Annotated in this window: 25 protein-coding genes; 8 read left to right on the top strand and 17 right to left on the bottom strand. The window is 62.8% G+C overall.

Features of this window, described 5'->3' with window-relative positions:
- Positions 1-37: 37 nt before the first annotated feature.
- Entirely contained in the window at positions 38-880 is an 843-nt protein-coding gene (locus ACWF6P_RS27505) for an NAD-dependent epimerase/dehydratase family protein (protein ID WP_452623170.1), read from the bottom strand.
- 86 nt (positions 881-966) lie between these two features.
- Between ACWF6P_RS27505 and ACWF6P_RS27500 the strand changes: the two genes are divergently transcribed.
- Complete coding sequence (locus tag ACWF6P_RS27500) at positions 967-1,611, top strand: ScbR family autoregulator-binding transcription factor (protein ID WP_452623169.1); 645 nt, start codon at positions 967-969, stop codon at positions 1,609-1,611.
- 41 nt (positions 1,612-1,652) lie between these two features.
- On the opposite strand, the gene ACWF6P_RS27495 is transcribed toward ACWF6P_RS27500, so the two are convergent.
- The 7 genes from ACWF6P_RS27495 to ACWF6P_RS27465 form a co-directional block, all read right to left on the bottom strand.
- On the bottom strand, positions 1,653-2,537 hold the full coding sequence (locus ACWF6P_RS27495) for a ScbA/BarX family gamma-butyrolactone biosynthesis protein (RefSeq protein WP_452623168.1): 885 nt from the start codon (positions 2,535-2,537) through the stop codon (positions 1,653-1,655).
- A gap of 181 nt (positions 2,538-2,718) precedes the next feature.
- A complete protein-coding gene (locus ACWF6P_RS27490) occupies positions 2,719-3,378 on the bottom strand; it encodes a response regulator transcription factor (RefSeq protein ID WP_452623167.1) in 660 nt (219 codons plus the stop codon).
- Positions 3,379-3,653: 275 nt separating this feature from the next.
- Complete coding sequence (locus ACWF6P_RS27485; RefSeq protein ID WP_452623166.1) at positions 3,654-5,015, bottom strand: FAD-binding oxidoreductase; 1,362 nt, start codon at positions 5,013-5,015, stop codon at positions 3,654-3,656.
- Positions 5,016-5,116: 101 nt separating this feature from the next.
- Positions 5,117-5,944 carry a hypothetical protein gene (locus tag ACWF6P_RS27480; protein ID WP_378545440.1) on the bottom strand — a complete coding sequence of 276 codons (828 nt, stop codon included), beginning with the start codon at positions 5,942-5,944 and terminating at the stop codon, positions 5,117-5,119.
- The gene (locus ACWF6P_RS27475; protein WP_452623165.1) at positions 5,934-6,329 is read right to left on the bottom strand and encodes a hypothetical protein; all 396 of its coding nucleotides are present in this window, start codon (positions 6,327-6,329) and stop codon (positions 5,934-5,936) included. Before ACWF6P_RS27475 ends, ACWF6P_RS27480 begins: the two co-directional genes overlap by 11 nt.
- Positions 6,326-6,634 (bottom strand): hypothetical protein, encoded by a 309-nt coding sequence (locus ACWF6P_RS27470; RefSeq protein ID WP_452623164.1) that lies wholly within the window; start codon positions 6,632-6,634, stop codon positions 6,326-6,328. The genes ACWF6P_RS27475 and ACWF6P_RS27470 overlap by 4 nt, the downstream gene beginning before the upstream one ends.
- Positions 6,635-6,754: 120 nt before the next feature.
- Positions 6,755-7,603: a LysR substrate-binding domain-containing protein gene (locus ACWF6P_RS27465; protein ID WP_378630617.1), complete on the bottom strand. Its 849-nt coding sequence runs from the start codon at positions 7,601-7,603 to the stop codon at positions 6,755-6,757.
- A gap of 56 nt (positions 7,604-7,659) precedes the next feature.
- Between ACWF6P_RS27465 and ACWF6P_RS27460 the strand changes: the two genes are divergently transcribed.
- On the top strand, positions 7,660-8,067 hold the full coding sequence (locus tag ACWF6P_RS27460) for a DUF5997 family protein (RefSeq protein ID WP_317553060.1): 408 nt from the start codon (positions 7,660-7,662) through the stop codon (positions 8,065-8,067).
- A 52-nt stretch (positions 8,068-8,119) separates the two neighbouring features.
- Here the strand turns inward: ACWF6P_RS27460 and ACWF6P_RS27455 are convergent, their stop codons facing one another.
- The 3 genes from ACWF6P_RS27455 to ACWF6P_RS27445 all read right to left on the bottom strand — a co-directional run bounded on the left by ACWF6P_RS27455 (position 8,120) and on the right by ACWF6P_RS27445 (position 12,829).
- Positions 8,120-10,624 carry a DEAD/DEAH box helicase gene (locus ACWF6P_RS27455; RefSeq protein WP_452623163.1) on the bottom strand — a complete coding sequence of 835 codons (2,505 nt, stop codon included), beginning with the start codon at positions 10,622-10,624 and terminating at the stop codon, positions 8,120-8,122.
- A 26-nt stretch (positions 10,625-10,650) separates the two neighbouring features.
- Entirely contained in the window at positions 10,651-11,688 is a 1,038-nt protein-coding gene (locus ACWF6P_RS27450; protein ID WP_019748230.1) for an alpha/beta fold hydrolase, read from the bottom strand.
- A gap of 181 nt (positions 11,689-11,869) precedes the next feature.
- Complete coding sequence (locus ACWF6P_RS27445) at positions 11,870-12,829, bottom strand: proteasome assembly chaperone family protein (protein WP_452623162.1); 960 nt, start codon at positions 12,827-12,829, stop codon at positions 11,870-11,872.
- Positions 12,830-12,880: 51 nt separating this feature from the next.
- Here ACWF6P_RS27445 and ACWF6P_RS27440 point away from each other — a divergent pair, with 51 nt between their 5' ends.
- From ACWF6P_RS27440 to ACWF6P_RS27430, 3 genes are all read left to right on the top strand, one after another.
- Positions 12,881-13,006 carry a hypothetical protein gene (locus ACWF6P_RS27440; RefSeq protein ID WP_452623161.1) on the top strand — a complete coding sequence of 42 codons (126 nt, stop codon included), beginning with the start codon at positions 12,881-12,883 and terminating at the stop codon, positions 13,004-13,006.
- Positions 13,007-13,190: 184 nt separating this feature from the next.
- Complete coding sequence (locus ACWF6P_RS27435; RefSeq protein ID WP_452623160.1) at positions 13,191-13,946, top strand: sensor domain-containing protein; 756 nt, start codon at positions 13,191-13,193, stop codon at positions 13,944-13,946.
- A gap of 155 nt (positions 13,947-14,101) precedes the next feature.
- Positions 14,102-15,232 carry a DUF4192 domain-containing protein gene (locus tag ACWF6P_RS27430; protein ID WP_452623159.1) on the top strand — a complete coding sequence of 377 codons (1,131 nt, stop codon included), beginning with the start codon at positions 14,102-14,104 and terminating at the stop codon, positions 15,230-15,232.
- On the opposite strand, the gene galE is transcribed toward ACWF6P_RS27430, so the two are convergent.
- Complete coding sequence (gene galE / locus ACWF6P_RS27425) at positions 15,229-16,218, bottom strand: UDP-glucose 4-epimerase GalE (RefSeq protein WP_378445813.1); 990 nt, start codon at positions 16,216-16,218, stop codon at positions 15,229-15,231. The genes ACWF6P_RS27430 and galE overlap by 4 nt on opposite strands.
- Before the next feature lie 12 nt (positions 16,219-16,230).
- Entirely contained in the window at positions 16,231-16,917 is a 687-nt protein-coding gene (locus tag ACWF6P_RS27420) for a metal-dependent transcriptional regulator (RefSeq protein ID WP_003942150.1), read from the bottom strand.
- Positions 16,918-17,093: 176 nt separating this feature from the next.
- Between ACWF6P_RS27420 and ACWF6P_RS27415 the strand changes: the two genes are divergently transcribed.
- Together ACWF6P_RS27415 and ACWF6P_RS27410 are read left to right on the top strand one after the other, a co-directional pair.
- Positions 17,094-18,365, top strand: a complete 1,272-nt coding sequence (locus tag ACWF6P_RS27415; RefSeq protein WP_230817180.1) for an acetoin utilization protein AcuC — start codon at positions 17,094-17,096, stop codon at positions 18,363-18,365.
- A complete protein-coding gene (locus ACWF6P_RS27410; RefSeq protein WP_378533381.1) occupies positions 18,358-21,069 on the top strand; it encodes a bifunctional acetate--CoA ligase family protein/GNAT family N-acetyltransferase in 2,712 nt (903 codons plus the stop codon). Before ACWF6P_RS27415 ends, ACWF6P_RS27410 begins: the two co-directional genes overlap by 8 nt.
- A gap of 140 nt (positions 21,070-21,209) precedes the next feature.
- On the opposite strand, the gene ACWF6P_RS27405 is transcribed toward ACWF6P_RS27410, so the two are convergent.
- The 3 genes from ACWF6P_RS27405 to ACWF6P_RS27395 all read right to left on the bottom strand — a co-directional run bounded on the left by ACWF6P_RS27405 (position 21,210) and on the right by ACWF6P_RS27395 (position 24,226).
- The gene (locus ACWF6P_RS27405) at positions 21,210-22,181 is read right to left on the bottom strand and encodes a sigma-70 family RNA polymerase sigma factor (protein WP_003942639.1); all 972 of its coding nucleotides are present in this window, start codon (positions 22,179-22,181) and stop codon (positions 21,210-21,212) included.
- A gap of 159 nt (positions 22,182-22,340) precedes the next feature.
- Positions 22,341-23,840, bottom strand: coding sequence for a DUF7782 domain-containing protein (locus ACWF6P_RS27400; RefSeq protein WP_452623158.1), 1,500 nt, complete (start codon positions 23,838-23,840; stop codon positions 22,341-22,343).
- Positions 23,841-23,866: 26 nt separating this feature from the next.
- Positions 23,867-24,226, bottom strand: a complete 360-nt coding sequence (locus tag ACWF6P_RS27395) for a DUF3099 domain-containing protein (RefSeq protein WP_019748237.1) — start codon at positions 24,224-24,226, stop codon at positions 23,867-23,869.
- Between the two features lie 83 nt (positions 24,227-24,309).
- On the opposite strand from ACWF6P_RS27395, the gene ACWF6P_RS27390 reads away from it, so the two are divergent.
- A complete protein-coding gene (locus ACWF6P_RS27390) occupies positions 24,310-24,546 on the top strand; it encodes a DUF3039 domain-containing protein (RefSeq protein WP_003942602.1) in 237 nt (78 codons plus the stop codon).
- Here the strand turns inward: ACWF6P_RS27390 and ACWF6P_RS27385 are convergent.
- Positions 24,519-25,781, bottom strand: coding sequence for a YihY/virulence factor BrkB family protein (locus ACWF6P_RS27385; protein ID WP_378545412.1), 1,263 nt, complete (start codon positions 25,779-25,781; stop codon positions 24,519-24,521). The two genes, ACWF6P_RS27390 and ACWF6P_RS27385, sit on opposite strands and share 28 nt — an antisense overlap.
- Positions 25,782-25,838 lie beyond the last annotated feature (57 nt).

The raw sequence follows: 25,838 nt of genomic DNA, 5'->3' as shown, positions 1-25,838 counted from the left end.
GATATTTTCCAGGTTGGGCTCCGGAGACGCCGCAGGATCAATACAGTCTCGACCGGAACCAGTGATCGAGGCTGATCATGTCTATCTGGTGCATGTCGAGACCCAGCTGGGCAGCTGCGTTCACTGCGTCGGCGCGGGGGATAGAGTTCTGAGGCAGAGTCCAGTTGGTCTCCCGCGCATGGTGCTCGAGAACGTCGATGACTGTCCGTGGGGCAGGTTCGTTGACGTGAAGTGTTGAGCCGTAGCGAAATTGCTGTTCTGTCGACAGTGCATGGATAGATCGCGCGAGTAGGTCTACGTCGACTACTGACAGGACCGCATTACCGTCGTCGATGATCGAGTCGAGTCGAGAGACAATTCGCGTCAGGGTCGGCAGAAACCATCTGTCACCGGTTCCGTACACAAGGTGGGGCCGGATGACCAGGCCTCCGGCGTCGCGCACGAACTTCTCGGCGAGAGCGCGCGTGCGACTGGCAGGTGAGTGCGGTTTGAGAGGTGCGCCGTCGACCGGCAAGTCTCGAAAGGGGCCTGGCCCGTACACGGCCGCGGTGCTGACGTAGAGCAACCGTTCGACGCCGACGGCGGCGGCGACCGACGCAACGTTCCGTATGCCGTGTTGGTTGACGTGAACGCACTGTTGTTCGTCGTCGCCCACGTACGACACGCAACAGATGACGGTAGACGCCTGACTCATTGCACCTCGTAGAGAAGCGCTGTCGTTGATGTCGCCGATCGCGGCGGCAACACCGTAGCGGCTGAGTTGTTCGGCTGCGTTCTCCGTGCGAACGAAACCGATTGCAGCGTTTCCGTCCCGGGAAATTAGCTGGATCATCACCGCCGAGCCGATGAAACCAGTGGCCCCGAGTACCAAAGTCGTCACGGTGTGTCCGTGTCGAGAGCGTTGCTGCCGGGCCTTTCGACGTATCGTTGAGATACATTCCGTTGGCAACGAGAGCTGGGTTGATCATGCAGGAGCGTGCGGTCCTCACGCGCCAGGCCGTCATTTTGGGTGCTGCGAAGAGCTTCGAGAAGTTCGGGTACTCCGCCAGTCTGGGCACGATCTTGCAGCATGGGGGTGTGTCCAAGGGCGCGATGTATTTTCATTTCGCGTCGAAGGAGGAGCTTGCGCACGCGGTCATCGCTGCCCAGCACGGTATGGCGATGGAGGGTACCCGGCGGGTTGCTGCGCATTCCGACATCGCGGTCGACACCCTGGTGCTCGTCTCGCAGGAGATGGCTCGGCAGCTTGTGACCGAGCCCATCGCGCGAGGTGGCATGCGTTTGACGATGGAGATCGGCAGTATTCAAGGTCCCATCGAACAGCCGTACCTCGACTGGATCGAGGCCATCAAGCAGGTGGCGACCCAAGCGGCCGAAGCCGGCGATATCGTCCCGGGCACCGACATCGACGCGTTGGCTCGGTTTGTCGTGGGATCGTTCACCGGAGTGCAGATTCTCTCGGAAATGCTGACGGGCCGAACCGATCTGTACGAGCGGTTGAGTCAGATGTGGAACTTGGTGTTGCCAACTATCGTCCGCGAGGACAAGTTGGCGCATGTCATGCAACTGGCATCGCTTGCACCGCGAGAGTGGGAAGCTCCGAGCGTTTGACGTGGACGACGCGGCGAAAAGAACGTGGTCACCCTCTCTCATCATTGGTTCGCAACTGTAAGTTCAAGTTCCGCGGTGATTTCCCGTTCTTGAGTGAACCGAACGCGGTGCACATCGCCTGAGGCGTCAAGGGGTGTCGTTGACACCTCGCACGGCGTTTCCCATTCAGTGAACCTTGGAAAGACCGCCGAGAGTGACGCGATACTTGTTGCTGGGTTGCCGATGCGGTATCGCACGGCTTGTCGAGCGGCCTCGAAAAGGATCATTCCTGGGATGTGGTCGACGGGGTGGTCGAAAAGGGAGTAGTTGCGCGGATCTGGAGCGCAGAACATCGTGTGCCGAGCAGGATCAGTGCTGATGAGCACATCTCCCTCGGTTAAGCGTCCGACTCGGTCCGATCCGACCACCGCGGTTCCGGTGGGAAGGATGCGTTGGCTTTGGCGGTGATCTTCGCGTCCCCGCCGAATTCGGCGGTATCCCTCGGGGCTGACTCCTCGCGCGACAGCGTTGCATTTGGCGACATGCCGAGCGCCTTCTCGGAGGATCCCGGATACATCGACGCCCGAGACCGCTCCGTCGCGGTGGGTGAGGTTGTCCACTGTCATCGAGAAACTCAACGGCTCCGCTACTGGTTGCACGTCGAGTGCATCCAACATCTCGAAGCTGAATGTTTCCATGAGGAACTTGTAGTGCAGTGGAATGTCGTATCGGGTGTGGCAGAGAAGCACCACTGCCTGTCGAAATGCTTCTGCCACCCCGAGTGGATCGTGTTTCTCACTCGATGCGTCGAATATCCGGTGCGAGACCGGGAGTTGCACAGCAACCTGGTACCCCGAGTTCGATTCGAGCCGGTAGTCCGTCAAGAAAACCTCGGCAACAGCATGTCTGTGGACGAGATGGCGTGGCACTGTGCGTATGTATTCCATTGATTGAATGCACCTTTCGATGTTCACTCGAGGCTTCGGTGTCGTGTAGGACCTAATGTTCGACGTCCGGGCACGTCGTCGAATCGTCAAAATTGACGATCTTTGCGAAGGTCGAGTTCGATCGGGGTGAGCGTCCGTCTCGATGAGTGCCCGTCTCGATGAGTGGCTTGGGCACTTCCTGCTAGAAGCGTCCGATCCGAAGTTCCAGTGGCTGTCTGCGTGCGTCGTGACCAGAGCGGTGGAGCATCCCGCAGGCCTCTATCTGGGAGTGCACCCCCAGCTTCTGCAAGATGCTTCGGATGTGGGCGCGAACCGTGGTCGGGGCAATGTGGGCGGTTCGAGCAATCGAGTCGACATTCGAACCGCCGTGGAGAAGTCCCACGATTTCGAACTCGCGATCCGTGAGACTGCCGATTCGTGCGGTTTCTTCGGTGCGCAACCGGATGCGTTGTACGAGAGAGGACTTGTCGTGTGCAAGCTGAGTGGAATTGGGGTCGAGAGCGGCCTGCAGCTCATCGAGCAGCGATGCGAACGGTAGTCGAGAGTTGAGCGCGGTGTGGGCGCCCGCCGCGAGCCCCCGAACCATGGAATGGCCGCCACTGAGATCGCCGACCAGGATCGATCCCTCGAGTGCGGCGAGCTCCTTCACCTGCCAATCGACGCCCCCGAATGGTAGGAGGAGAAGCGCTCTACCGTGATCGCTGGTGTGGTGCTCCAACAGACTCATGTCTGCGGTGTGTGGCCCGGAATCAGTCCTGACGCTGATTCCGGCAGCGATTGCATTGGCGAACCCTCGATCGCTATGAGTGGTGTACACGGTGACTGTGCTGGTGTGCGTCATAGCGACTACACCACCGGTGGAAGTCCGCTCCGCTCCGTTCTCGTCACGGCGCAACCAAAACCGTTGGTTTCAGCGTGGTTTCGTCGGCGGGTTAGCCTTGCGCGACGTCGGTAACAGCGATATCGGACTTGCCCGTCCGCCCAGAGAAACTCGCGCGTTCGACGGAGTGCCGGCCTGGGCCTTGGGCGGATTTCATGAGTCGTTGCACCACAGGGCTTCTGAGTCGCGGCGAATTGATTCCGCGGCGTCCCGGAAGTTGGAATCGAGGAGTTTTGTTACTTTGCGGCGATCACTGCTCCGGGATTGAGTATTCCCAGCGGGTCGAGAGCATCCTTGACCTTGCGATTGAGGGCCATGACGTCTTCACCCAACTGGGACGGCAGCCAGTCGCGCTTGAGCCGGCCAACCCCGTGTTCGCCGGTGATCGTGCCACCGAGGGCAATGGCGAGATCCATCACCCGTCCGAAAGCGATCTGTGCGCGTTCGGTCATATCCTGGTCGGCGGGGTCGAACACGATGAGCGGGTGTGTGTTTCCGTCCCCGGCATGCGCGACCGTGCAAATCAGGACGTCGAGGTCGTCGGCGATGGCTTCGACGCCGGTCACCAACTGGGGGAGTGCGCGCATGGGAACGCCCACATCTTCGAGAAGCAGACTCCCCATCGCGAGCACTGAGGGGAACACAGCTCGCCGAGCCGCCGCAAACGCGTCACCTTCGGCTTGGTCGTCGGTCGCGAATACCTCGGTGGCTCCGTTGTTTTCGCACGCCTGAACGATGGTCTCGATTTCCAGCACGCCTGCCGCGCCGGGTGCGTCGGACTGTGCGAGCAGCAATGCGTGAGCCTTGCGGTTCAGACCCATGCGTACCGAATCCTCGACGGCATTGATGCTGGCATGATCCATGAACTCGAGCATCGCCGGACGCATGTTGCTGGTGATCGCCAAGACTGCGTCGGCAGCTTCTTGCACCGAGTCGAACGAGGCCACGACGGTCGATGCGGGCGGCTGTGCCGGAATCAGACGCAACGTGATTTCCGTGATGATGCCGAGAGTGCCCTCACTGCCCACGAACAGTTTGGTGAGTGAGAGTCCGGCAACGTCTTTGAGAAGTGGGCCACCGAGGCTGACCGCTGTCCCGTCTGCCAGGACGACCCGAAGTCCGAGAACGTAGTCGGTGGTAACTCCGTACTTGACGCAGCAGAGCCCACCGGCGTTGGTAGCTGCATTGCCCCCGATGGAACAGATTTCGAAGGATGACGGGTCGGGTGGGTACCAGAGTCCGTGCTCTGAGGCGGCTTTCTTGACCTCGGCGTTCATCAAGCCGGGCTGAGTAACCGCCACCCGGGCGACCGGGTCGATCGTGATCTTTCGCATTCGCTCGGTGCTGACCACGATGCAACCGTCGACGGCGCTGGATCCACCGGACAGGCCCGAGCCTGCGCCTCTGGGAACCACCGGAACGCGGTGGGCGGTTGCCCATCGCATCACGGTTTGGATGTCTTCAGTGCACGTTGCGCGAACCACGGCAGCGGGGTGGCCCGCGGCCGGGTCGGCGGCCCAGTCCTGGCGGTAGCCCGCGGTCACGTCCGGATCCAGCAGGACGGCTCCCTCGGGGAGCGCTGCTACAAGTTCGTCCATGGCGTGAGAATTTTCAACCGTCATCACTCCATCATGCGTCCCGCAGCGCCGCTGAGGTCCTGACTTGGTCAGATTTGGGCGCGGCACCGTTGCCCTGGCCCCTACCGGGCCGCACCTTCTGGCCAGCCGGGGTAGTTGGGGAGGACGAGGGGTGGGGTGAAGTCGGTGCTCAATCTGGAATATCGTTGGTCGTGACGGGACTCGAACCAGTCGTAGCACTCGTCCTTGTGTTCGCGGTTGCTGGTGGAGCTGGTGAATTGGTCAAAGACCCAGCCGCCGAAGATGTCGCTTGCGGGGGCATCGCGCGGTCCTTCGAACCGGGGGTAGGCGGCGTCTGTCGGAGTGGGCGCCGTGTTGTGCATCCGTATCTCGTAGCTGGCGCTCATTGGTCGGAACCAATCCGGTTGTCGGCCGTCGAAGTCGGTGTCGTAGGCGTCGGCACAGACGTAGGCGACGACAGTGGAATCGCCCGGATACCCAGCGGTGATTGTTTGAATACTCAGTATTCGGTTGAAACTTGTACCTCGGTAGGTGCGGGGTGGTACGTCTGGAGCGCTCACGTAGCGGCGATCGCTCGAGACCGTTCCGCGGGTGTCTTCGGTAGCTCGCGCGAAACCGGGGTAAGCCTGTGCTGTATCGCCGCTGCTGTTGACTATGTTGTCGGATTCTACGAATGCTCGGACGACGGTGCCTTCTTCACTGAAGAGATCGGTGCCGGGATCTGCGATCCATTGGTTGCGGTAGTCGGTCATGTAGCTCGGCAGCGTGTAGACACTTGGTGCTGCTGGTGTGGTTGCGGCTGTGAGTGTTTCGCCACTTTCCGACGGCGAGCAACCTGCGATGCCGAGCCCGAGGATGAATGTCAATGCGAGAACCGTTGCACGGTAGCTGTTTCGGCGCCGTGCATTGATGAGCAACTTATCCGACATCGTCTAGTCCGTCCCTCAAATTGGTCATGAAGGTGTCGCGATTGAAACCGCGGTATCTCAAATAGTCTTGTAAAGCACCGTCGAGCCTTGTGCTGGTGCTCGTGGATCCCGAGTCCAATGGACTGAGTGGCCGGCTCGTATCACCATCGACACGATATCCGTTCAGGGCGCGGAAATCCGAAGTCCCGAAGGCATGCTGCTGCGTTGCCGAATCCCACGCTGCGGTCGCCGCGCTGCCGCTCCAATTGCTGGTTGCGGTGTCCATGATTCGGTGCGCGATGTCGACGTTGCTGTCGAATACGACATGCCCGCGGCCCAGGGAGCCGGCATAGTTGTCGAGGGCGTCCAGATTCCAGGATCGGATCTGCGAGATCGACAGTGTCATCGCACGTCTCCCGAATCCTCGATCCGTGCGCCGTTGGCGATGTCGACCCGGGCGAACTCTCGTGCGGAGTTTTCCAGTTTCGCGCGGGTAGCAGTGATCCCCGCTCCGATTGCGCGGCCGAGTTCGTCGACGGTGACGACGTTGTCGGCTATGGCTGCAGCGAACGCCGACCCGGCGGCTCCGGCCGATGCGGCGGTAGCGGCCTCCGAAGCCGAGAATCCACCGAGTTCCTCGGCAGGCGCCGTCAGCCCCTCCGCAGCACTTGCCAATTCGGCTGGATCAGCTGAAAAAGTATCCACACCCATGAACGAATCCCCCCGAATTCATCTGCGAGATCACAGAGAATCGAGGATAGAGCATGCCAGATGACCCGACCTCGAAGGGTGCGTCATCGTCCTCGCGGTCGAGGGGGTTGTGTGAAAGCCCTAACGGCCCTTCTGCTTTCCGGAGAACCGGCCACCCGAACTCTTGGTCCCGCCGGACTTGCCGCTACCCGATTTGCCACCGGCCTTGGCTTTGCCGGAACCGGCGTTGCGGCCGGAAATGTTCTTTGCGGTGCCGGCGCCCTTTGCTTTCTGACCGTTCTTCGCAGCTTCTGCGCGACGCTCGCGGGCCGCGATCTTTGCTTTGACAGAGCCCTTGATCTTTTCGGCCGGCTCACCGTTCCGGCCGCGGGAACTCTGTGCCGTGCGCCCACGCACGATGCCGATCAGTTCCTCCACCAGATCTGTGGTCTTGGACTCCAACCATGCCAAAGCCACAGGAGCTTCGGGTGCACCGTCCACCGGACGGAATGTCAGGTCCTTGCGATGGTGGAACCGCGCCAGCGAATGGGGAACAACGACTACGCCGACGCCCGCGGCTACCAATTCGATGGCATCGGCGATACTCGCGGGTCTTTCGGCGGCGGCCTTGCCTGGACGTGTCGGCCAGTCGAGTCTGTCGTCGAGCGGATCGAGCACTATTTCGTCTGCCAAGTCGTCGACGGAGATTTGTTCGACAGCGGTGAATACGTGATCTTTCGGTACCACCACCACTGGGGTTTCCGCGTACAGGGAGATCGCGCTGATACCGGTCCGGTCGATCGGCAAGCGAACCAAACCTGCATCTGCTTCACCTGCGCGAAGCGCCGCTTCTAGTTCGAGAACGGGGAACTGAACAAGCTCCAGACGCACCTCGGGGAGTCGCTCGTGCCACACCCGGACCCACTTGGTGGGCGTCACCCCCGGGGCGTACGCGAGTCGAAAAATTGCCTGACTATCCGCGTCTGTCACCAGGCAAGGCTACCGCCTTGGTAAAAGCACCCGTATCGGCTGGTTACTCTTGTTGCATGACGTCGAACAAAACTCCCCAGACGATGAAGCCGACGACGGCTGCCAAGAAGCTGGGTGTGTACCTGGAAGCAACACCTGCGCAGTTCCAGGAAGGCGACGTGACTCGTGACGAGCTGACCGCTCTGCAGACCGATCCGCCGGAGTGGCTGCTGGAGCTGCGACGCACCGGACCGCACCCGCGCCCGGTCATCGCCGCCAAGCTGGGCATTTCGATCGCCGGCCTCGCTCGCGGTGGCGTCGAAGAAGCACTCACCACGGATCAGATCGCCGCTCTCCTCGAAGAGAAGCCCGAGTGGCTCGAGAAGGAACGCGCTGTTCAGGCCGACGTGCGGGCCGAGAACGTTCGCATCAAGGAAAAGCACGCAGCCCGTCGTAACCAGCCGCGAAAAGCAAAGAGGGGCTAGCGCCACTGTGCGCCTTTTTGGTAGCGCCGACTACCAGAAAGGCGCACAGGCGCTAGCCTTCTACAACGCTGAGCTCGTCGAACACAATTTCGCCCGCAGCATCAGATTCGGGGATGTCGACAACGGCGAGCAGCGCCCAGCCGTGATCACCCTCCGGATCCTCGAGCACCTGCCGCACCCGCCAGAACTCGCCTTCTTCAGTGACCTGGAAGAGCGCGGGCCCGCGCGCTGACGGCCCGGTTCCGATCGTTGCGTACTCCTCGAAGTACGGAAGTAGTTGCTCTTCCCACTCGGCGGCGTCGATACCGTCTTCGAGGTTTTCCAAATCGTTCCACTGCCGACGCGACGCGAGGTCGATGCGTCGGAACATCGCATTGCGCACCATGACGCGGAATGCGCGAGCATTCGCCGAGATGGGACGGGGAATGTCGGCGCCGAACGCAACCTCTTCCGTGTCTGCCTCGGCTCCGGGGTCGGTGAGTGACTCCCATTCGTCGAGCAGGCTCGAGTCGACCTGGCGGATCAGCTCGCCCAACCACTCGATGATGTCTTCGAGTTCCTCGGTGCGCGCTTCCGTCGGGACGGTCTGTCGCAGCGCGCGGTAAGCGTCGGCGAGGTAGCGCAGGACGAGACCCTCGGACCGGGTGAGTCCGTAATGGCTGATCAGCTCGGCAAACGTCATGGCGCGTTCGATCATGTCGCGCACCACGGACTTGGGCGAGAGGGCGAACTCGGTGATCCACGGGTGGCCACCGCGGTACATTTCGAAAGCCGGGAACAGCAAGTCCGACAACGGTTTCGGCCAGGTCACTTCTTCGAGGAGTTCCATGCGCTCCTCGTACTCGATGCCGTCGGCCTTCATCTGTGCCACCGCTTCGCCGCGGGCGAAATGCTGCTGCGCCATCAGAACCTGACGCGGATCGTCGAGCGTCGATTCGATGATCGAGACGACATCGAGTGCGTAACTGTCGGATTCGACGTCGAGAAGCTCGAATGCCGCCAAGGCGAATGGTGAGAGCGGCTGGTTGAGCGCGAAGTCGCGCTGCAAGTCCATGGTCAACCGAGCCATCCGGCCGTACTGGTCCGGTTCGTCGAGGCGTTCCACGATACCGGCGCTGAGCAATCCGCGATACAGCGAGATCGCTTTGAGGATGTGCTTGCGTTGCGCCGGACGCGATTCGTGGTTGTCCTCCAACAGATGTCGCATCGCGTCGAAGCAGTTGCCCGGTCGGGCAATGACATTGAGCAGCATCGAGTTGCTGACCGAGAATCGCGACACCAACGGCTCCGGCGATGCCGCGACCAAGCGGTCGAACGTCGCCTCGCTCCAGGACACAAATCCTTCGGGAGCCTTCTTGCGTTGAATCTTCTTGATCTTCTTCGGATCGTCGCCGGCCTTGGCGACGGCTCGCAGATTCTCCACCTCGTGTTCGGGTGCCTGGACGACGACGGTGCCCATGGTGTCGTAGCCCGCACGACCCGCACGGCCGGCGATCTGATGGAATTCGCGGGCTTTCAGATGACGGGTGCGGACGCCGTCGTATTTGGCCAGACCGGTGAGCAGGACCGTGCGGATCGGGACGTTGATGCCGACGCCGAGGGTGTCGGTACCGCAGATGACCTTGAGAAGTCCGTCCTGCGCGAGGACTTCGATGAGCCGCCGATACTTGGGCAACATGCCGGCGTGGTGAACGCCGATGCCGTGCCGGACCAGGCGGGAGAGAGTCTTTCCGAACCCGGTGGTGAAGCGGAAACCGCCCAGCGCCTCGGCGATCGCTTCCTTCTCTTCCTTGGAACAGAAGTTGACGCTCGTCAGTGCCTGGGCGCGTTCGAGCGCGGCGGCCTGCGTGAAATGCACGATGTAGACGGGGGACTGGTTGGTGGTGACCAGATCTTCGATGGTTTCGCCGACCGGCGTGGTCGCGTACGAGAACATCAGCGGCACGGGGCGTTCCGTACCGGAGACGACCGTGGTGGGCTTGCCGGTACGGCGCGTCAGATCCTCGGAGAAGAAGTCGACCTCGCCGAGAGTTGCCGACATCAACAGGAACTGCGCGTGCGGCAACTCGATGAGCGGAACCTGCCACGCCCAACCGCGATCGGGTTCGGAGTAGAAGTGGAACTCGTCCATCACGACCTGGCCGATATCGGAGTTCGGGCCCTCGCGCAGCGCAAGATTCGCGACGATCTCAGCCGTCGCACAAATGATCGGCGCCGACGAGTTCACGGCAGCGTCGCCGGTCATCATGCCGACGTTCTCGGCACCGAAGACCTCACAGAGCGCAAAGAACTTCTCACTCACCAGCGCCTTGATCGGCGCTGTGTAGTACGTGCGCTTGCCGAGCGACATCGCGTAGAAATGCGCGCCGATCGCCACCATCGACTTGCCGGACCCGGTCGGCGTCGCAAGGATCACGTTTGCACCCGAGACCAACTCCATGACGGCCTCTTCCTGGGCAGGATAGAGCGTCAAACCTCGTTCGAGGGTCCACGAGGAGAAAGCGTCGAAAACGGAATCAGGATCCGCGTTGTCGGGGAGAAGTTCCGTCAGCAGCACTCGTACAGGCTAGCCGCAACCGCGGATCACGTTGCGCTTCGCTCGTCCGAGCCCATGGCGTCGAGCACTGCCATGCGGGTGGACGACGTTCCGGTGATGGTGTTCTCGCCGACGCCGGAGATCAGCATGTGACGCCAGCGGGCCTCGTCGAAAACGAGCGGCGCTGTGCTGGAAAGGAAATCTTCGACGATCTGCAGGAAACGCATCGGATCGTCGCGGAACGGGAAGTGTCCCGAGCCGCGGAAGATTTCGAGACGTGAATTCGGCATCGCCGCGTGCGCGAGGTGAGCGTGGGAGACGGGAATGACGGAGTCGTCGTCGCCCCAGATCAGTTGAACCGGCAGATTCTCGGTCAGATAACAGCGGTCGAGCATCGTGACGACCTGGCCGCGCCAGTCCACGACTGCCCGCAGAGTACGAAGATAGGCCTCGTAGGCAGTGGGGTCGGGGAGATCAGCGAGCACTCGAATCAGGTCCGGAGTGTCGTGCAGCATGGTGCCTGGGCGCAGATTCGAACCGTGGACGACACCGGCAAGGTTTCCGGCCATCCGGACGAGCGGCATCGCGCCGGGAATCCGAAGCAGTTTGACGACCTCGTTGACCACCGGAACGGACATGAGCCGCAGCAGCGGGTGAACATCCTTGGTGACACCACCGGCCGAGACCAGCACGAGGCGATCGACCATGTGCGGGAACTGGTAGGAGAACTGCATCGCTACGCCGCCACCGAGCGAATGCCCGATGACGGTGACGTGCTCGATACCGAGCGTCGACAGAAGATCACGCATGCCGTTGGCGTACGCGGCTACCGAATAGTCGGCGCGCGGCTTGTCGGAGCGGCCGTGACCCAACAGGTCAGGCGCGATGACGGTGTACTTCTTGGCGAGGTGGGGAATGATCTCGGTCCACGTCGAGGAGTTGTCGCCGATTCCGTGCAGGAGCAGTACTGCCGGGCCCTCTCCGGCTATCCGAAATGCGCGTCGGTAGCCGTGAATGGTCCGGAACATCATCCGCGGTTCCTCGTCGGGGACCGGTCGGAGCTGACGGTTCCGTGGTCTGCTCATGTCGCCTCCTGGCTCAGCGTGAGACCACGTTGACTGTCTGCTCCAGTTGTTGAGCCGTCAACGAAAATCTCACAGAGTTCGAGGCTATCCGACGGATGTGTCCTGAACAACAGCCCAGGTAACGGAGGGGTTGCGGAATGCGCACAATGTCGAATTATGCGCTCCACCCGTCACGTTTTGGTCAGTTGTCGCCCCGATCGGCGTCTCCAGCTGAGCCGAAACCGTCGTTTCCGGCCTGTTCGGCCAGGAACTTTTCGAACTCTGCGCCGATCTCGTCGCCGCTGGGCAGGTCGGCTTCGCCGGCCAGAAGTGACGACTGTTGTTCCTGAGCGGCGACAAAAGTGTCGTATTGACGCTCCAAAGCGTGGACTACAGTCTGAACTTCTTCGTTCCCGGCTATGTGCTCGTTAACCTGTTCCCGAACGCGTGCTGCGGCCTCACCCAAAGCCGCCAGGGGAAGTTCCAGATCCGAAACCTCGGAAACGTTTTCGAGCAAAGTCTCTGCTGCGCCCGGGTAGTCGGTCTGCGCGAGGTAGTGGGGCACGTGAACCGAGAAGCCCATCGCCTCGTGGCCGTGCTGAGACATGCGAAGCTCGAGCAGGGACGACGCACTACCGGGAACCTGCAGTTCACCGGACCAGCGCTGATGGTCCTGGATGAGGTCCTTGTTGGTCGAATGTGCTGTCACGCCCAGCGGCCGGGTGTGGGGAATCGCCATCGGAATGGCATTGAGGCCGATGGTTCGACGTACGCCGAGCTGTTCGGACAGCAAGCGAACGGCCGTGGTGAAGCGCTCCCACTTGAGGTCGGGTTCCATGCCGGCGAGCAGCAGAAACGGCGTGCCGGTCGTATCGCGCAATGCGTACAGATTGAGGGCCGGTGCGTCGTAGTCGGAGAAGTGATCGGCCTTGAAAGTCATCGTCGGTCGACGCGAGCGATAGTCGATCAGCTCGTCGACAGCAAACGACGCGACAAGTTCGGTTTCCAGGCTTTCCCGCAGATGAGTTGTTGCCAATTTCACGGCATGGCCGGCGTCGGAGTAACCCTCGAGTCCGTGAATCAGGATCGGTCCCTGGCCGTCGGCAGCCGCCAGTTGGGGCGCCGGGAATTCCAGCTCGTACATCCTCGACTGTTCGTCCATCGCAGTCCCCTTCGCTCTTCGGTCTTGATCTCAAGTGTCCACTATCGGCGCATGCTCGACAGCATCGGAGTCAGGTGCCCGACAGCACTGGATCAGACCTTCATCGGTAAGAACACCGAGTCGGTGACCGATCATTCCCGATCCGACGAGACGGGCGTTCGCCGAGAGCGAAGCTGAGCGGTATCTTTCGACACTTGGCCTGGGCGTTCGGCAGATGTCCGGCGCGCGGCTTCGGGCATGGCAGAGTGGAACACAAGGTCGGCGCGGCCGATTTGTCCGAAATGGACCGGTCAATTGTCCGGATCGGTCGAGGTCGAGTGCGGAGGCTTACATGCGAGTGTGTCCACGATCGTCCAGGCGAGTGGCAGCATGTTCGTTTGCGGCCGTGGCCGCCGCCGCACTGCTCGCGGGCTGCTCCGGATCGGTTCAAGGTGCACCCGTCCCGGACTCCGCGCCCGCAACAGCCGGTGCGACCGACAGCGGCTCCGCGGAGCCGAGCACGACGGCCGCGCCCAAGACATCGGCCCCCAAATCTTCTACTCCGAAAACAGCGGCATCGCTGTCGGAATTGCTTCTCACTCCGGCCGAATTTCCCACACCGTTCGATGCCGTCGTGCTGCCGCCGCAGGCTGTTCCGATGGCAGCGCCGGATCTTGTCGGCGTCCCGCGCGGTGCCACCGTCGATCCATCCGAATGTGAGCCACCGGAACAGGACTACGGCCCGAACGGGACCGTGATGGCGGTCGGGACCGACAACGCGACGAGGGCGACCATTTCGGTCGAACTCACGAAGGTCGACGCACCACTGGGCGTGTTGGAAGCGCAAACTCGGCAGTGCCCGTCCATGACAGTTACCGCGAACGGTGTCACCACAACTGTGACTACGGAAATTCTTCCGCCCTCGCCGATCGATGCCGACAAGACGATGTCACTTCGCCGCACAGTCGTTTCCCCCAAAGCCGCAGCCGGCGATCAGACGATGCTGACCTTGATCGCGCAGGTCGGCGACGTACGGGTAGCGACAACACTGATGACGTTCGGTTCTGCGACACCGTCGACGGCACCGTTGGATCAAGCGTTCACGGCAGCGGTACAGAAGGTCAAAGCAGGTAAGTGATTTCGCAGCACACAGGTCCGGCAAGGAGCGGAACTGCTCGGTGCGGCGCGGTACTTGGTCCCCAACAAATGCGGTAATCCACAGATAACTTCGACGCAGCTGTTTCCCCTGGTCGAGTAGACGGCTGGGTCGGGGTGATCAGCGACGGTCTGTGCATGACAACATCACCTCTTCCGGGAGAATTCGAATTCTCCGACGACGATCTTGCCGCCCTTCTCGGACGCGTCGAACGCGTCTCCGATCCAGGGGAATTGATCGCGGCAATACCCGCACTCCTGGGATTTCATCCGTCCAACTCTGTTGTTGCGCTGTCGCTGACGGGCAGCTCCGCGTCGACGCTCGGCCTGGTGATGCGACACGACTACTTTCCCAGCGCCGGGGGGAAGCCTGCGCGGCAGATGAGTGTGGCGCTGCGCCAGTTCGCCGCCGTGTGCGACGGGGAGGGCGCGCGTGCAGTCGTCCTCGTGGTGATCACCGATTGCTCGATCGGTGAAACTCTTCTCGACGAAACCATCGAGCTGGCCGAGGTATTCGAAGACATGCTCGCCGGAACCTGTGTCGAGCTGGCCGACGTATTATGCACGGCCGCAATAGAATCCGGTCGACCATGGGCGAGCGTCATGCGTTCGATTCACCGTGGCACCTTGCCTGACCCGGCATCCTCGCCGGTCGCGGCGGCACAGGTGTTGGGAGGGAGGGTCATTCGCAGTTCGCGTGAGGAACTGGTCCACTGGGTACACGGTGCCGGCCGCAATCACGAGACAATTGCGCGACTGATCACGAGCGGAAGAGAATCGAGTGCGTACGGCGGGGGATCAGGCGGTGATGCCGCAGTCCAGCGCCGGGTCGACCTGGTGTTGGAACATGTCCGCCGTGCGGAGGCAGGCTCTTACCCGGACCCGCAGGAATGCGCAGATCTGGTGGTGGCTTTGACGGATGTTCACGTGCGCGACGTGGTGTTGGGTCTGGCGATCACGTCAGTTGCGGCAGCCGCCGAGCAATTGTGGCTCGTGCTCACTCACGAAGTGCCTTCTCCCGAACGGGCCTGGCTGGCAACACTTCTCGGGTTCTTCGCATACGTGCGCGGAGACGGTCCTCTGGCAGGTGTTGCACTGTCGGCCGCACTTTCGGCCGATTCGGAACACACCTTGGCCGGATTGCTGGATTTATCCCTTCAATCCGGCGTGCGCCCCGACGGGATCCGAGACCTCGCGGCCGTCGGATTGTCCATCGGGGAATCGCTCGGAATCGGCGGCTTACCGCCGGCACTGCCGAGTGGAGGCTAGCGAGCTGCGTGCGAGCGGTCGCCCAGATCCTGGAGGAACTGCCATGCATCGGCGACGATGACATCGAGATCGGTACGCGTGGGCGTCCAACCCAACTCGGCAATCGCCTTGTCGCTCGACGCGATCAGTACGGCCGGATCACCCAGGCGGCGTGACGCGTCTTCGACGTTGATCGGCAGGCCGGTGACCCGCGCACAGGCAGCGATCACCTCGCGCACGCTGAAGCCCGCACCACTTCCGAGGTTGTAGATGCGGTGCTCGCCGGGAACCGAGGATTCGAGAGCCAGGAGATGCGCTTCGGCGAGGTCCAGCACGTGGATGTAGTCGCGTACTGCGGTTCCGTCCGGCGTGGGCCAGTCGGTTCCGAAGACCGAGATCTTGTCTCGCTGCTCGAGCGCGACCTGCAGGACGAGCGGAATCAGGTGGGTTTCGATCACCCGGTTCTCGCCGGCGGACTTGTATGCGCCCGCGACGTTGAAGTAGCGCAAGCTGGTCGCGCCGAGGCCGTGAGCGATCGAGTACGAGGTGATCGCATGATCGATCGCGAGCTTTGTCGCGCCGTACGGATTGGTAGGGCGGGTCGGAGCGGTCTCCACGATCGGGGACTGCTCCGGTTCGCCGTACGTTGCGGCGGTGGAGGAGAACACGAGGCGGGGAGTACCTGAGATACGGATCGCCTCGAGCAACTCGATGGTCGTGACGACGTTTCCGCGCCAGTACTTTTCGGGGTGCAGCACCGATTCGCCGACCAGCGACTGCGCCGCGAAGTGAAGCACGCCGTCGAAAACCGGTGAACCCGCACTACCGAGGACCTCGGCGGCAAGTGCCCCCACGTCCCCTTCGATGAACTCGGCACCGGCAGGCACCGCGTCGGCATTTCCGGTGGAGAGGTCGTCGATGACGACAACCTCGTGTCCACGCTCGAGCAACACAGTGCTGCACACACTGCCGACGTAACCGGCGCCGCCGGTGACCAGGAGTTTCATCTACTACTTTCCTCAGACCTGCTTGACCTGAACGGCGTGAGCCATTTCCTCGGACAGGTCGAATCCGCTGTGACCCGGCACGATGATGGTCACCGAGCCCGGACGGGTTTCGACCGTCACCCTGGCGTCGGGAACGACGCCGGCGTCACGCAGCTGCGCGATCACCTCGGGATCGGACTGCACGTGCTCGGCGAGTCGCCGAACGACCACAGCTGTCTGTGCGCCGTGCGGAATATCGGTCAGGCGCACCAAAGTTTCGGTGGTGGCAACCGGGCCGTCGAGTCCCAACTGGTCCAACCCCGGAATCGGGTTGCCGTAGGGCGACGTCGTGGGGTTGTTCAGAACGACGACGAGCCGACGCTCGACCTCCTCGCTCATCACGTGCTCCCAACGGCATGCCTCGGCATGCACGTCTTCCCATTTGAGACCGATGACGTCCACCAGCAGGCGCTCTGCCAACCGGTGCTTGCGCATGACAGAGATCGCGAGATCGCGACCCTTGTCGGTGAGTTCCAGATGTCGATCGCCGGCGACCATCAGCAAGCCGTCGCGCTCCATACGCGCAACTGTCTGGCTGACGGTGGGTCCGCTCTGTTCGAGCCGTTCGGCGATCCGCGCCCGGAGTGGGACTACGCCCTCTTCTTCCAAGTCGTAGATCGTCCGGAGATACATCTCCGTGGTGTCGACTAGATCCTTCACACTCAACCCCTTCGTCAGTTGATCATTCTACCGTTCAGTTCGTGGTTCCGGTGCCGCCTCCACTGCGGCGAGTCCAGCGCATGCCCGAAATGGATTCGTGTCACTCGATCTCGGCCTCCTTAGCGGGCCACGAGTGTGGTGTGCGGCACGAAACGAGAAGGAAGTAGCGTGATCCCATGACCGCGTCGATCAGATCTGACGGGGACCCCGCGGCGTCTCGAGCGAATCGAGTCGTGGTGTGGAGTCCGGAGTACCTGAGCTATCGGTGGAGCGCCGATCACCCGATGAATCCCACCCGTCTGGATCTCACGATGGCGCTCTCGCGAAGCCTCGGACTTCTCGAGGGCATCGAGTTTCTCGAACCGAGCGCCGCGTCCGATGCCGACCTCCTCCGAATCCACACACCGGCATATCTTGCAGCGGTCAAAGACGCGGGTAACTCTGCGAACAACGGTGTGAGCGGCCAGGATGTTCCCCACGGGTTGGGTACCGAGGACAACCCCGTGTTCCCGCACATGCACGAAGCGAGTGCGATCCTTGCCGGCGGATCGTTGGCCGCAGCGCAGGAAATCGCTTCGGGACGTACGCGTCGCGCGGTCAGCATCGGCGGCGGCATGCACCATGCGATGGCCGATTGGGCTTCGGGATTCTGCGTCTACAACGATGCGGCTGTGGCGATTTCGTGGCTGCTCGACAACGGTTACGACCGCATCGCCTACATCGACGTCGACGCTCACCACGGCGACGGTGTGCAACATGCGTTCCTCGGGGACCCCCGAGTACTCACGGTCTCGCTGCACCAGCATCCGGCAACGTTGTGGCCCAACACCGGGTGGTCGAGCGAAGTCGGCGACGGCGCGGCCGAAGGTACAGCGGTGAACATCCCGGTGCTGCCCGGGACCGTCGACGCGTTGTGGCTGCGCGCTTTTCACGCCGTCGTCCCGGGTGCCATTGCAGCCTTCCGCCCGCAGATCATCATCAGTCAGTGCGGGGTGGATTCGCACCGCGAGGACCCGCTCGCGGACCTCGCCCTCACCGTCGACGGTCAGCGTGCCGCGTTCCTGGCGATGCGCGACCTCGCCGACCGCTACTCCGAGGGACGGTGGCTGGCGGTCGGCGGCGGGGGATACGGACTGGTTCGCGTCGTGCCGAGAGCCTGGACCCACCTGATCGCGGCCGCGCTCGATCGCGAGATCGACGTCGACACAGCTGTCCCCGAAGACTGGAAGGACTCGACGAAACTTCGTGCGCCGAGCGTCGACCTCCCGCCGACCATGGGTGACGGCGGCGATGTCGCTTACACGCCGTGGGACGGCCCGGGTGGTACACCGGAGACAGGTGTCGCCTCGGTGGACCGTGCGCTCACCCGCATCGACTCGGCGATCATCGCGACGCGCCGCGCTTCGTTCCCGCTACTCGGACTCGACCCGGAGGATCCCCGTGACTGAACAGTCCGATACCGATGCAGCCGGAGCCGGAACGAGCGGTGAGGCTCCCGCGACCGATCCCGCCCACACCTATCCGCATTCGTGGGTAGTCGACGTCCTCGCCTCCGACGGAGGTGCTGTGGCGCTGCGACCCATCGTTCCCGAGGATGCGGACAAGCTCGTCGAATTCCACGGCAAACTCTCCGAGCGCACGCGATACCTGCGGTACTTCGGCCCGTACCCCACGATGTCGGCGCGCGACGTCAAGAATTTCACGACCGTCGACCACCACAATCGCGTCGCGTTCGTGATGATGCTCGGCGACGAGATCATCGCGGTGGGACGATACGAGCGACTCCTCGATGTTGGGGACGGCAAGTCTGCCGAGGTCGCCTTTGTCGTCGCCGACGCACACCAGGGGCGCGGCCTCGGACCGATCCTGCTCGAATACCTGGCAGCAGCAGCGGCCGAGAACGGCCTGACGATGTTCGTCGCCGAAGTCCTCTCCGAGAACCGCAACATGGTGACGGTCTTCCGTGAGGCGGGGTACCAGGTGAGTCGCTCGTTCGACGGCGGCGTGCTGCGACTCGAATTTGCGATCGACCCGACGGAAGCGCTTGTTTCGGTACGTAATTCGCGGGAGCGGGCAGCCGAAGCGCGCAGCATGGGTAACGTACTCAGCCCACGATCGGTGGCCGTGATCGGCGCATCGGCGGACCCTGCCAAGGTGGGTAACGCGGTGTTGACCAACCTGTTGCGCGGCGGATTCACCGGACCTGTTTACCCCGTCAATGCCGAGCATCGGTCGGTGCACGGGGTGCGGGCGTACCCGACGGTTCGTGACATCCCCGACGACGTCGACCTCGCTGTCGTGGCGGTTCCTGCCGAATCGATCAACTCGGTACTCGACGACTGCCTCGACAAGGGCGTCAAGGCGCTGGTGGTCGTCTCGTCCGGCTTCAGTGAGAGTGGCCCGGACGGGCGCTCGTCCGAACGCAAACTGGTCCACGCGGCCCGCGCCCACGGAATGCGGCTCATCGGCCCGAATGCGCTGGGCGTCGCGAACAACGACCCGGCGATTTCGTTGAATGCGACGCTGGCGCCGGTTTTGCCGGTGGCAGGCAACGTGGGCTTCTTCTGTCAGTCCGGCGCGCTCGGCATCGCCATTCTCGACGAAGCCGCGCGCAGCCGAATCGGATTGTCCGCCTTCGTTTCCGCCGGTAACCGTGCGGATGTCTCGGGCAACGACCTTCTGCAGTACTGGGATTCCGACCAGTCCACCGAAGTGGTACTTCTCTACCTGGAGAGCTTCGGCAACCCCCGAAAGTTCTCCCGCATCGCCCGTCGAGTTGCGCGGAAGAAGCCGATCGTCGCGGTCAAGAGCGGTCGGCACGCCGTTCCGCCAGTGCTTGCGGCCACCGGAGTCGAGATCGACGATTCGATCGTCCGCGCCCTCTTCGAACAGGCCGGCGTCATCCAGGTCGGCTCCATCTCACAGTTGTTCGACTGTGCGCTGCTCTTCGGATATCAGCCGTTGCCGGCCGGTCCACGGCTTGCCGTCATCGGCAACTCGACCGCGCTCGGTGTCCTTGCTGCGGACGCCGCCCGCAGTGAAGGTTTGCAAGTCAGCGACCCCGTCGACCTCGGCGCACAGGCGAGCCCGGAACTGTTCGCCACGGCCGTGCGCGACGCGTTGGCGTCGTTCGACGTCGATGCCGTCATCGCCGTCTTCGTTCCCCCCGTTGCCATACCGGTCGAGCCGTTCGCGAAAGCGCTCAAAGACGCGGTGGCCGGGTCGGACAAGCCGATTCTCACGACGTTCCTCGCAGCGGAGGGTGTGCCGGACGTCCTGGCGGTCCGTGACGAAGTCGGTAACCCGACCCGCGGTTCCGTGCCGTCCTACCCGGGGCCGGAGCGCGCCGCCCTGGCGTTGGCGAGGGCTTGGCGTTACGCGGAGTGGCGCAGCAAGCCTGCGTCGAAGGTTGTTCGCCCCGTGGGAATCGACTCCGAACGAGCCCAGAAGATGGTGGCCGATTGGCTCGAAAACTCGCCTGGGCGTTGGCTTTCGGACGTGGAAGCGGCGGCTCTCCTCGAGTGCTACGGCGTCGCCGTCGTCGAATTCCGTTCGGTCCTGAGCGAAGACGAAGCTGTAGAGGCAGCGGATGCGGTCGGCTATCCGGTCGCGGTCAAGGCAACCGGCGAAATGTGGCGTCACCGACCGGATCTGGGCGGCGTCAGGCTGGATCTGAGTGGACCGGAATCGGTGCGCCTCGCATACCGCGACCTTGCGGCCGCGTCCGGTGAACCGCTGCTGCACGTGCAGAAAATGGCGACCAAGGGCATCGGATGTGTGGTCGGTGTCCAGGACGACCCGTCCTTCGGCTCGCTGATCTCGTTCGGGCTCGCCGGTGTGATCTCGGACCTCCTCGGCGACCGTGCCTATCGCGTGCTGCCACTCACCGAGGACGCGGCAACCGAATTGATCGACGCACCCAAGGCGGCACCGCTTCTGTCCGGATATCGCAACGCCGTTCCGGTCAACAAGGGTGCGTTGGTGGATCTGGTTCAGCGCATCTCGGCGCTGGCCGACGACCTTCCCGAAGTCCGCGAACTGGCCTGCGAGCCGGTACTCGCTTCGGCCACGGGAGCGGAGATCACCGATTCACGCGTCCGAATCGGACCTGAACCGAGCGCAATCGACCTTGGGCCCAGGCGGTTGCGGTAAATACAGCGGTTGGGGTGGATACAGCGAACAACACCGGCCACCGCACATTTCCCGAGGGGGAGGGAAATAGCGGTGGCCGGTGCTCTGTGCGGTGCGTCAGCGCGAGTGGTGTGGCGCGCCGACGCACGTGCTGTGTTCGATCAGCTGGCGTATGACCGTAGTTTCTCGGCGCGATCACCGACACGGAGCTTGCCCATGACCTCACGCTCGATCTGACGAACCCGCTCGCGCGAGAGACCGAAGAGCTTGCCGATCTGATCGAGGGTGCGGGGCTGGCCGTCGTCGAGACCGTAGCGGAGCCGGATGACCTGCTGTTCACGCTCGTCGAGTGTCCCGAGCACGCTGCGCACATCGCTGTGCAGCAGACCGGCGATGACGGCGTTCTCAGCTGAGGTCGCCTCGGAATCTTCGATGAAATCGCCCAAGGGCGCTTCTTCGTCGTTGCCGACAGGCATGTCGAGGCTTACCGGGTCGCGGCTGTGGTCGAGCAGATCGGCGATCTTGTGCGCCGGGATGCCCGACTCTTCGGCCAACTCGTCGTCCGTCGCTTCGCGCCCGAGCTGCTGGTGCAGTTCGCGCTTGATGCGGGCGAGCTTGTTGACCTGCTCCACGAGGTGGACTGGGAGCCGGATGGTGCGGCTCTGATCAGCCATTCCGCGGGTGATCGCCTGACGGATCCACCAGGTGGCGTACGTCGAGAACTTGAAGCCCTTGGCGTAGTCGAACTTCTCCATGGCACGGATGAGTCCGAGGTTGCCTTCTTGAATGAGATCGAGGAGCGGCATGCCGCGACCGGTGTAGCGCTTGGCCAGCGAGACGACGAGTCGCAGGTTCGCTTCCAGGAGGTGGCTGCGCGCCGACTGTCCCTCGCGAACGATCGTTGCGAGATCCCTCTTCTTGGCGACTGTCAGGCGCTTTCCCGTGGCAAGAACGTGGCTGGCGTACAGCCCCGCTTCGATTCGCTTCGCCAGTTCGACCTCGTCTGCGGCTGTCAGCAGTGCGGTACGACCGATCCCGTTCAGGTAGACGCGGACCAGGTCTGCGGCCGGGCTCTGGGCGTCCAGATCTGCGGCGCTCGGACGAATGCGAGTAGTGGTGCTGGGGCTTGTCATGACTTGCCTCCCTATCGGCGGTCTCTCACACAGTTCAACGTGTGAGAGTTCCGGGAAAGTTCCCGTGCCGATTTCCGCTAAATCGCCGTGACCTGCAGTTATTTCCCAGTCGTCCTGAGAAGTTGCTGAGAACACAAAAATCTGCAACTCGCCGGGAACTCAATTCGTGACGGGAAGCACCAACCCGTGACGGACCAGCGAGACCAGCAGTGTGACGACGGCCTCACGTAGTTGGTCAGGGTCTTCGCCGTTCGCAGCGGCGAGAAGTTCCACCAGTTCGTCGACCACCAATCCGTCCGCTCTGAGCCCGGCGAGCAGCGCAGCACCGAGCTCGTCGACCTCGTGCTGCCAGTGCGGTCCGTTGCCACGGTGCACACGCGTGACCACTTGCTGCCATCCTTCGTCACCGGGGAGGTAGACGCGTTCGAGAGCCGTGTCCGGATCGAGGACGAAGCGTTCCTCGAGGACGTCGTGTTCACGCAACCAGGCAAGACGATCGAAGTACGCCGACGACTCGGCCCCGAGTGGGTCCGAGAATCCGTGCATGAGGTCCTCGGCCATCAGATCGGTGGGGAAGTCCGTACGCCGGAGGAAGACGAACCCGAATCCGACGCCTTCGACGTCCGCTTCTTCGAGGTGGTCAAGCCAGGCGTTCGCCCTGGACGCCGTTTCCGGGTCCCGTGGATCCTGCCCGCCGTCCTTGAGCCACGTGCCGACGTACAGAGCTGGGTCCGCCACGTCGCGCTGGACCACCCAGGCATCGACGCCGTGCGCCGGCAGCCACGACGCGATCCGCGAACGCCAGTCCTGCCCTTCGATGTGCACCCACGACGCCAACAGTGCTGCCGTGCCGCCGGGGTTCAGGTAGTCGATCGAGCGGGAGATCATCAATTCGCTCGCACCGTCGAGATCGAGGCCGGAATCGCGGTACGTGTGATGCACGCGTGCCTCGCCGACGACAAACGGGGGATTGGCGACCACCTGGTCGAAGGTTCGACCCTCGACAGGTTCGAACCAGGACCCTTGAAGCAGTTCGACGTCGAGTCCGTTGAGCGCCATGGTCGCGGCCGTCAGATCGACCGCGCGTTGATTGATGTCGGTTGCGGTGACCGAATCGGCATACGTGTTCGCGTGCAGGGCTTGGATGCCGCATCCCGTGCCGAGGTCGAGCACGCTGCCGACCCTCGCGGTGGGCGTGGCCTGCAACAAGGACAGCGATGCATGGCCGACACCGAGCACGTGATCGGCTGTGGCCTTCTTCGGGCGGATTCCGCCGTCGAGATCCGAGATCACCCAACGATCACCGTCGCCGACGTCGATGGGGCGAAGATCGACCGCGGCCCGCACCAGTGGGTTCTCACTGTCGAAGTTCTCACCTTCGAGAAGACCGGCGTCGACGCACTGCGCCATTGTCAACGGAGCCAGCGCTGCAGCGACATCGGCGGCCGGGCAGTCATCGGCGAGAAGGAACAGTCTGATGAGAACGCCCAGATCCCCGTGTTCGAGGCTGGCGCGGCGGACAGGGACCGGCTCACTACGGCCGAGAGCGGCGTGAACTTCGGGCCCCAGTGCGTCGAGCATGGTTCCGGTGTCGAATCGATTGCGAAGCAGAGCCTCACGCAGCGCAGGGGTGATGGACAGGAGCGTTTCGCTTCTCACCCGGTCATTCTCGCAGGCGGAACTTGTCAGCCTTCGATGGTGTGGTGCGTCGCGGATTCGATCTCGCCTGCGGTCTTCTTTCGCCCGTCGTATCGACTCGGCTCGTCTTTGGTGCGCGGTGGTCGGTCGTTGGCGATCAGGACGGCGATCCAGGGAAGCGGAATGGATGCACCGATGATGAGCATCGAGATCCAGGCGTTGGCCCAGATGCCGTACGCGATCGCCGCGAGGATCAACGCCGGGAACCGGAAGGACATGATGATCATGTACTTGCGCACTCGGGCTTTGTGCTGTTCTTCGACGGACTTCTGCGCTTCGGTGATCAGTACGGGATTGTCGGGAGTCCCGGCCTCGTCGGACCTGCCGAACGCGCCATTTCGTGCCATGACTCCACTGTTCCACTCTCGGCCGACAATTGCACACGACCCGTAGGTCGCACCGCTGTGACGGAGACGGCATTATTGGAGGGGTGAGCACTCAAACCAAGGAACGTCCCGACGTCTCCACCGACGAAACGACCGACGACGACACCCCGAAGTTCTTCCACTACGTGAAGAAGAACAAGATCGCCGAGAGCGCCGTCATGGGCACCCATGTCGTCGCACTGTGCGGCGAGGTGTTTCCCGTGACGAAGTCCGCCAAGCCCGGATCACCGGTATGCCCGGACTGCAAGAAGATTTACGAAGGACTCCGTAAGGGCGACTGACCTCGGGTCACGCGAGCGGCGGTACTTCCAGAGCTCGGTGGATCGACAGCCTCGACGCAGTCGGACGCCGGGCTCTTCGCGTCTGTGTCCGGCTTGCCGACAGGATCTTGGTCGTTGCAGGAGTTCCGGCGCGACTCCGTTTGGTTGCTCGCCGTTTGTCTGCTGCGCGGCCGTCCGTACGAGGGAACCGCGGCTGGATCCGCTTTGTCGCCCGAGATGCGGATCGGGCTGGTGGCCAGGTGCCAGGTCAGGTTGGTGACCGGGCCCGTGGCGTCGTCGGTGTTCTGAGAAGCGAGCCACTCTCGCATCTGCTCCATCCGGGTGGCACGAGCCGGCCAGAATTCCTGCACCGTCGCGTTGAACTCGGCGCCGAGCACGACGGCAAAACCGAGGAAGAAGGTGAAGAGCAGAAATGCGATCGGCGTTGCCAGCGCGCCGTACGTGTAGCCGGTGCTGGTGACAAATCCCAGGTACCAGCGTAATCCGGTGCTGGCGGCCATGAAGAACACACCGGCGACCAGAGCGCCGGCGAGGAGTCGATGCCACGGCAGCGACTTCGGCAGAGCGACCTTGTAGAGCGTCGTGAGGCCGATGATCACCAGTAGGCCGACCGCGGGGTAGTAGAAGGTGTCGACCAGATTCGATCCGACTTCGTACCAGGAGGCGGGCAGTGCTCGCCCGACGAGCGTCGGTCCGAGAGCCACCAACGGCAGGATGAACACCGCCATCACCAGGAACATCACGTAGAGCAGCAGGGCGAAGATGCGCTGCCAGATGGGATTGCGTGCGTCTTGCTGACCGTGTGCTTCCACGATCGAGTCGACGAACGTACTGATCGCCGACGATCCCGCCCACAGGGAGAGCAGGAAGCCGACCGAGATGATTTCCGGCCGTCCGCGCTGCAAAACGTCCGTGACGGTCGGACGGATGATCTGGTCGACGACGCTTTCGCTGAAGATCGTTCCGCTGAACGTGACGATCTTGGATTCGATGATCTCGACGGTGTTGGGTCCGAACCATCCACCGATGTAGCCGATCATCCCGAGAAGGCCGAGCAGCAGGGGAGCGAGTGACAGCGTTTGCCAGAACGCGGCCGTAGCCGCCTTTCCGAAGATGGAATCGTCCCAGGCCTTGCTCAGCGTTCGACCGATCAACTGCCCGGTGCGGCGTAGCGGATGCCATCTGCGGTGGTGCAGATCACTTCCGCTCGACTTCTCGCCTCGCGCTTCACTCATGATGTCTCCAGCATCCCTGACGACACACCCGGTTGCCCAACCATGGCGCCGACGTGT

This window comes from Rhodococcus sp. NPDC055024 (assembly GCF_053608585.1).
The sequence above is the reverse complement of the archived record's forward strand: the minus strand, read 5'-3'. Positions and strand labels throughout refer to the sequence as shown.

Bases quoted from the DNA above. Each gene is read 5' to 3' on its own strand.
- ACWF6P_RS27500 (WP_452623169.1), top strand. From the start codon at position 967: ATGCAGGAGCGTGCGGTCCTCACGCGCCAGGCCGTCATTTTGGGTGCT.
- ACWF6P_RS27495 (WP_452623168.1), bottom strand. From the start codon at position 2,537: ATGGAATACATACGCACAGTGCCACGCCATCTCGTCCACAGACATGCT.
- ACWF6P_RS27490 (WP_452623167.1), bottom strand. From the start codon at position 3,378: ATGACGCACACCAGCACAGTCACCGTGTACACCACTCATAGCGATCGA.
- ACWF6P_RS27485 (WP_452623166.1), bottom strand. From the start codon at position 5,015: ATGGACGAACTTGTAGCAGCGCTCCCCGAGGGAGCCGTCCTGCTGGAT.
- ACWF6P_RS27480 (WP_378545440.1), bottom strand. From the start codon at position 5,944: ATGTCGGATAAGTTGCTCATCAATGCACGGCGCCGAAACAGCTACCGT.
- ACWF6P_RS27475 (WP_452623165.1), bottom strand. From the start codon at position 6,329: ATGACACTGTCGATCTCGCAGATCCGATCCTGGAATCTGGACGCCCTC.
- ACWF6P_RS27470 (WP_452623164.1), bottom strand. From the start codon at position 6,634: ATGGGTGTGGATACTTTTTCAGCTGATCCAGCCGAATTGGCAAGTGCT.
- ACWF6P_RS27460 (WP_317553060.1), top strand. From the start codon at position 7,660: ATGACGTCGAACAAAACTCCCCAGACGATGAAGCCGACGACGGCTGCC.
- ACWF6P_RS27450 (WP_019748230.1), bottom strand. From the start codon at position 11,688: ATGAGCAGACCACGGAACCGTCAGCTCCGACCGGTCCCCGACGAGGAA.
- ACWF6P_RS27445 (WP_452623162.1), bottom strand. From the start codon at position 12,829: ATGGACGAACAGTCGAGGATGTACGAGCTGGAATTCCCGGCGCCCCAA.
- ACWF6P_RS27440 (WP_452623161.1), top strand. From the start codon at position 12,881: ATGCTCGACAGCATCGGAGTCAGGTGCCCGACAGCACTGGATCAGACC.
- ACWF6P_RS27430 (WP_452623159.1), top strand. From the start codon at position 14,102: ATGACAACATCACCTCTTCCGGGAGAATTCGAATTCTCCGACGACGAT.
- galE (WP_378445813.1), bottom strand. From the start codon at position 16,218: ATGAAACTCCTGGTCACCGGCGGCGCCGGTTACGTCGGCAGTGTGTGC.
- ACWF6P_RS27415 (WP_230817180.1), top strand. From the start codon at position 17,094: ATGACCGCGTCGATCAGATCTGACGGGGACCCCGCGGCGTCTCGAGCG.
- ACWF6P_RS27405 (WP_003942639.1), bottom strand. From the start codon at position 22,181: ATGACAAGCCCCAGCACCACTACTCGCATTCGTCCGAGCGCCGCAGAT.
- ACWF6P_RS27395 (WP_019748237.1), bottom strand. From the start codon at position 24,226: ATGGCACGAAATGGCGCGTTCGGCAGGTCCGACGAGGCCGGGACTCCC.
- ACWF6P_RS27385 (WP_378545412.1), bottom strand. From the start codon at position 25,781: ATGAGTGAAGCGCGAGGCGAGAAGTCGAGCGGAAGTGATCTGCACCAC.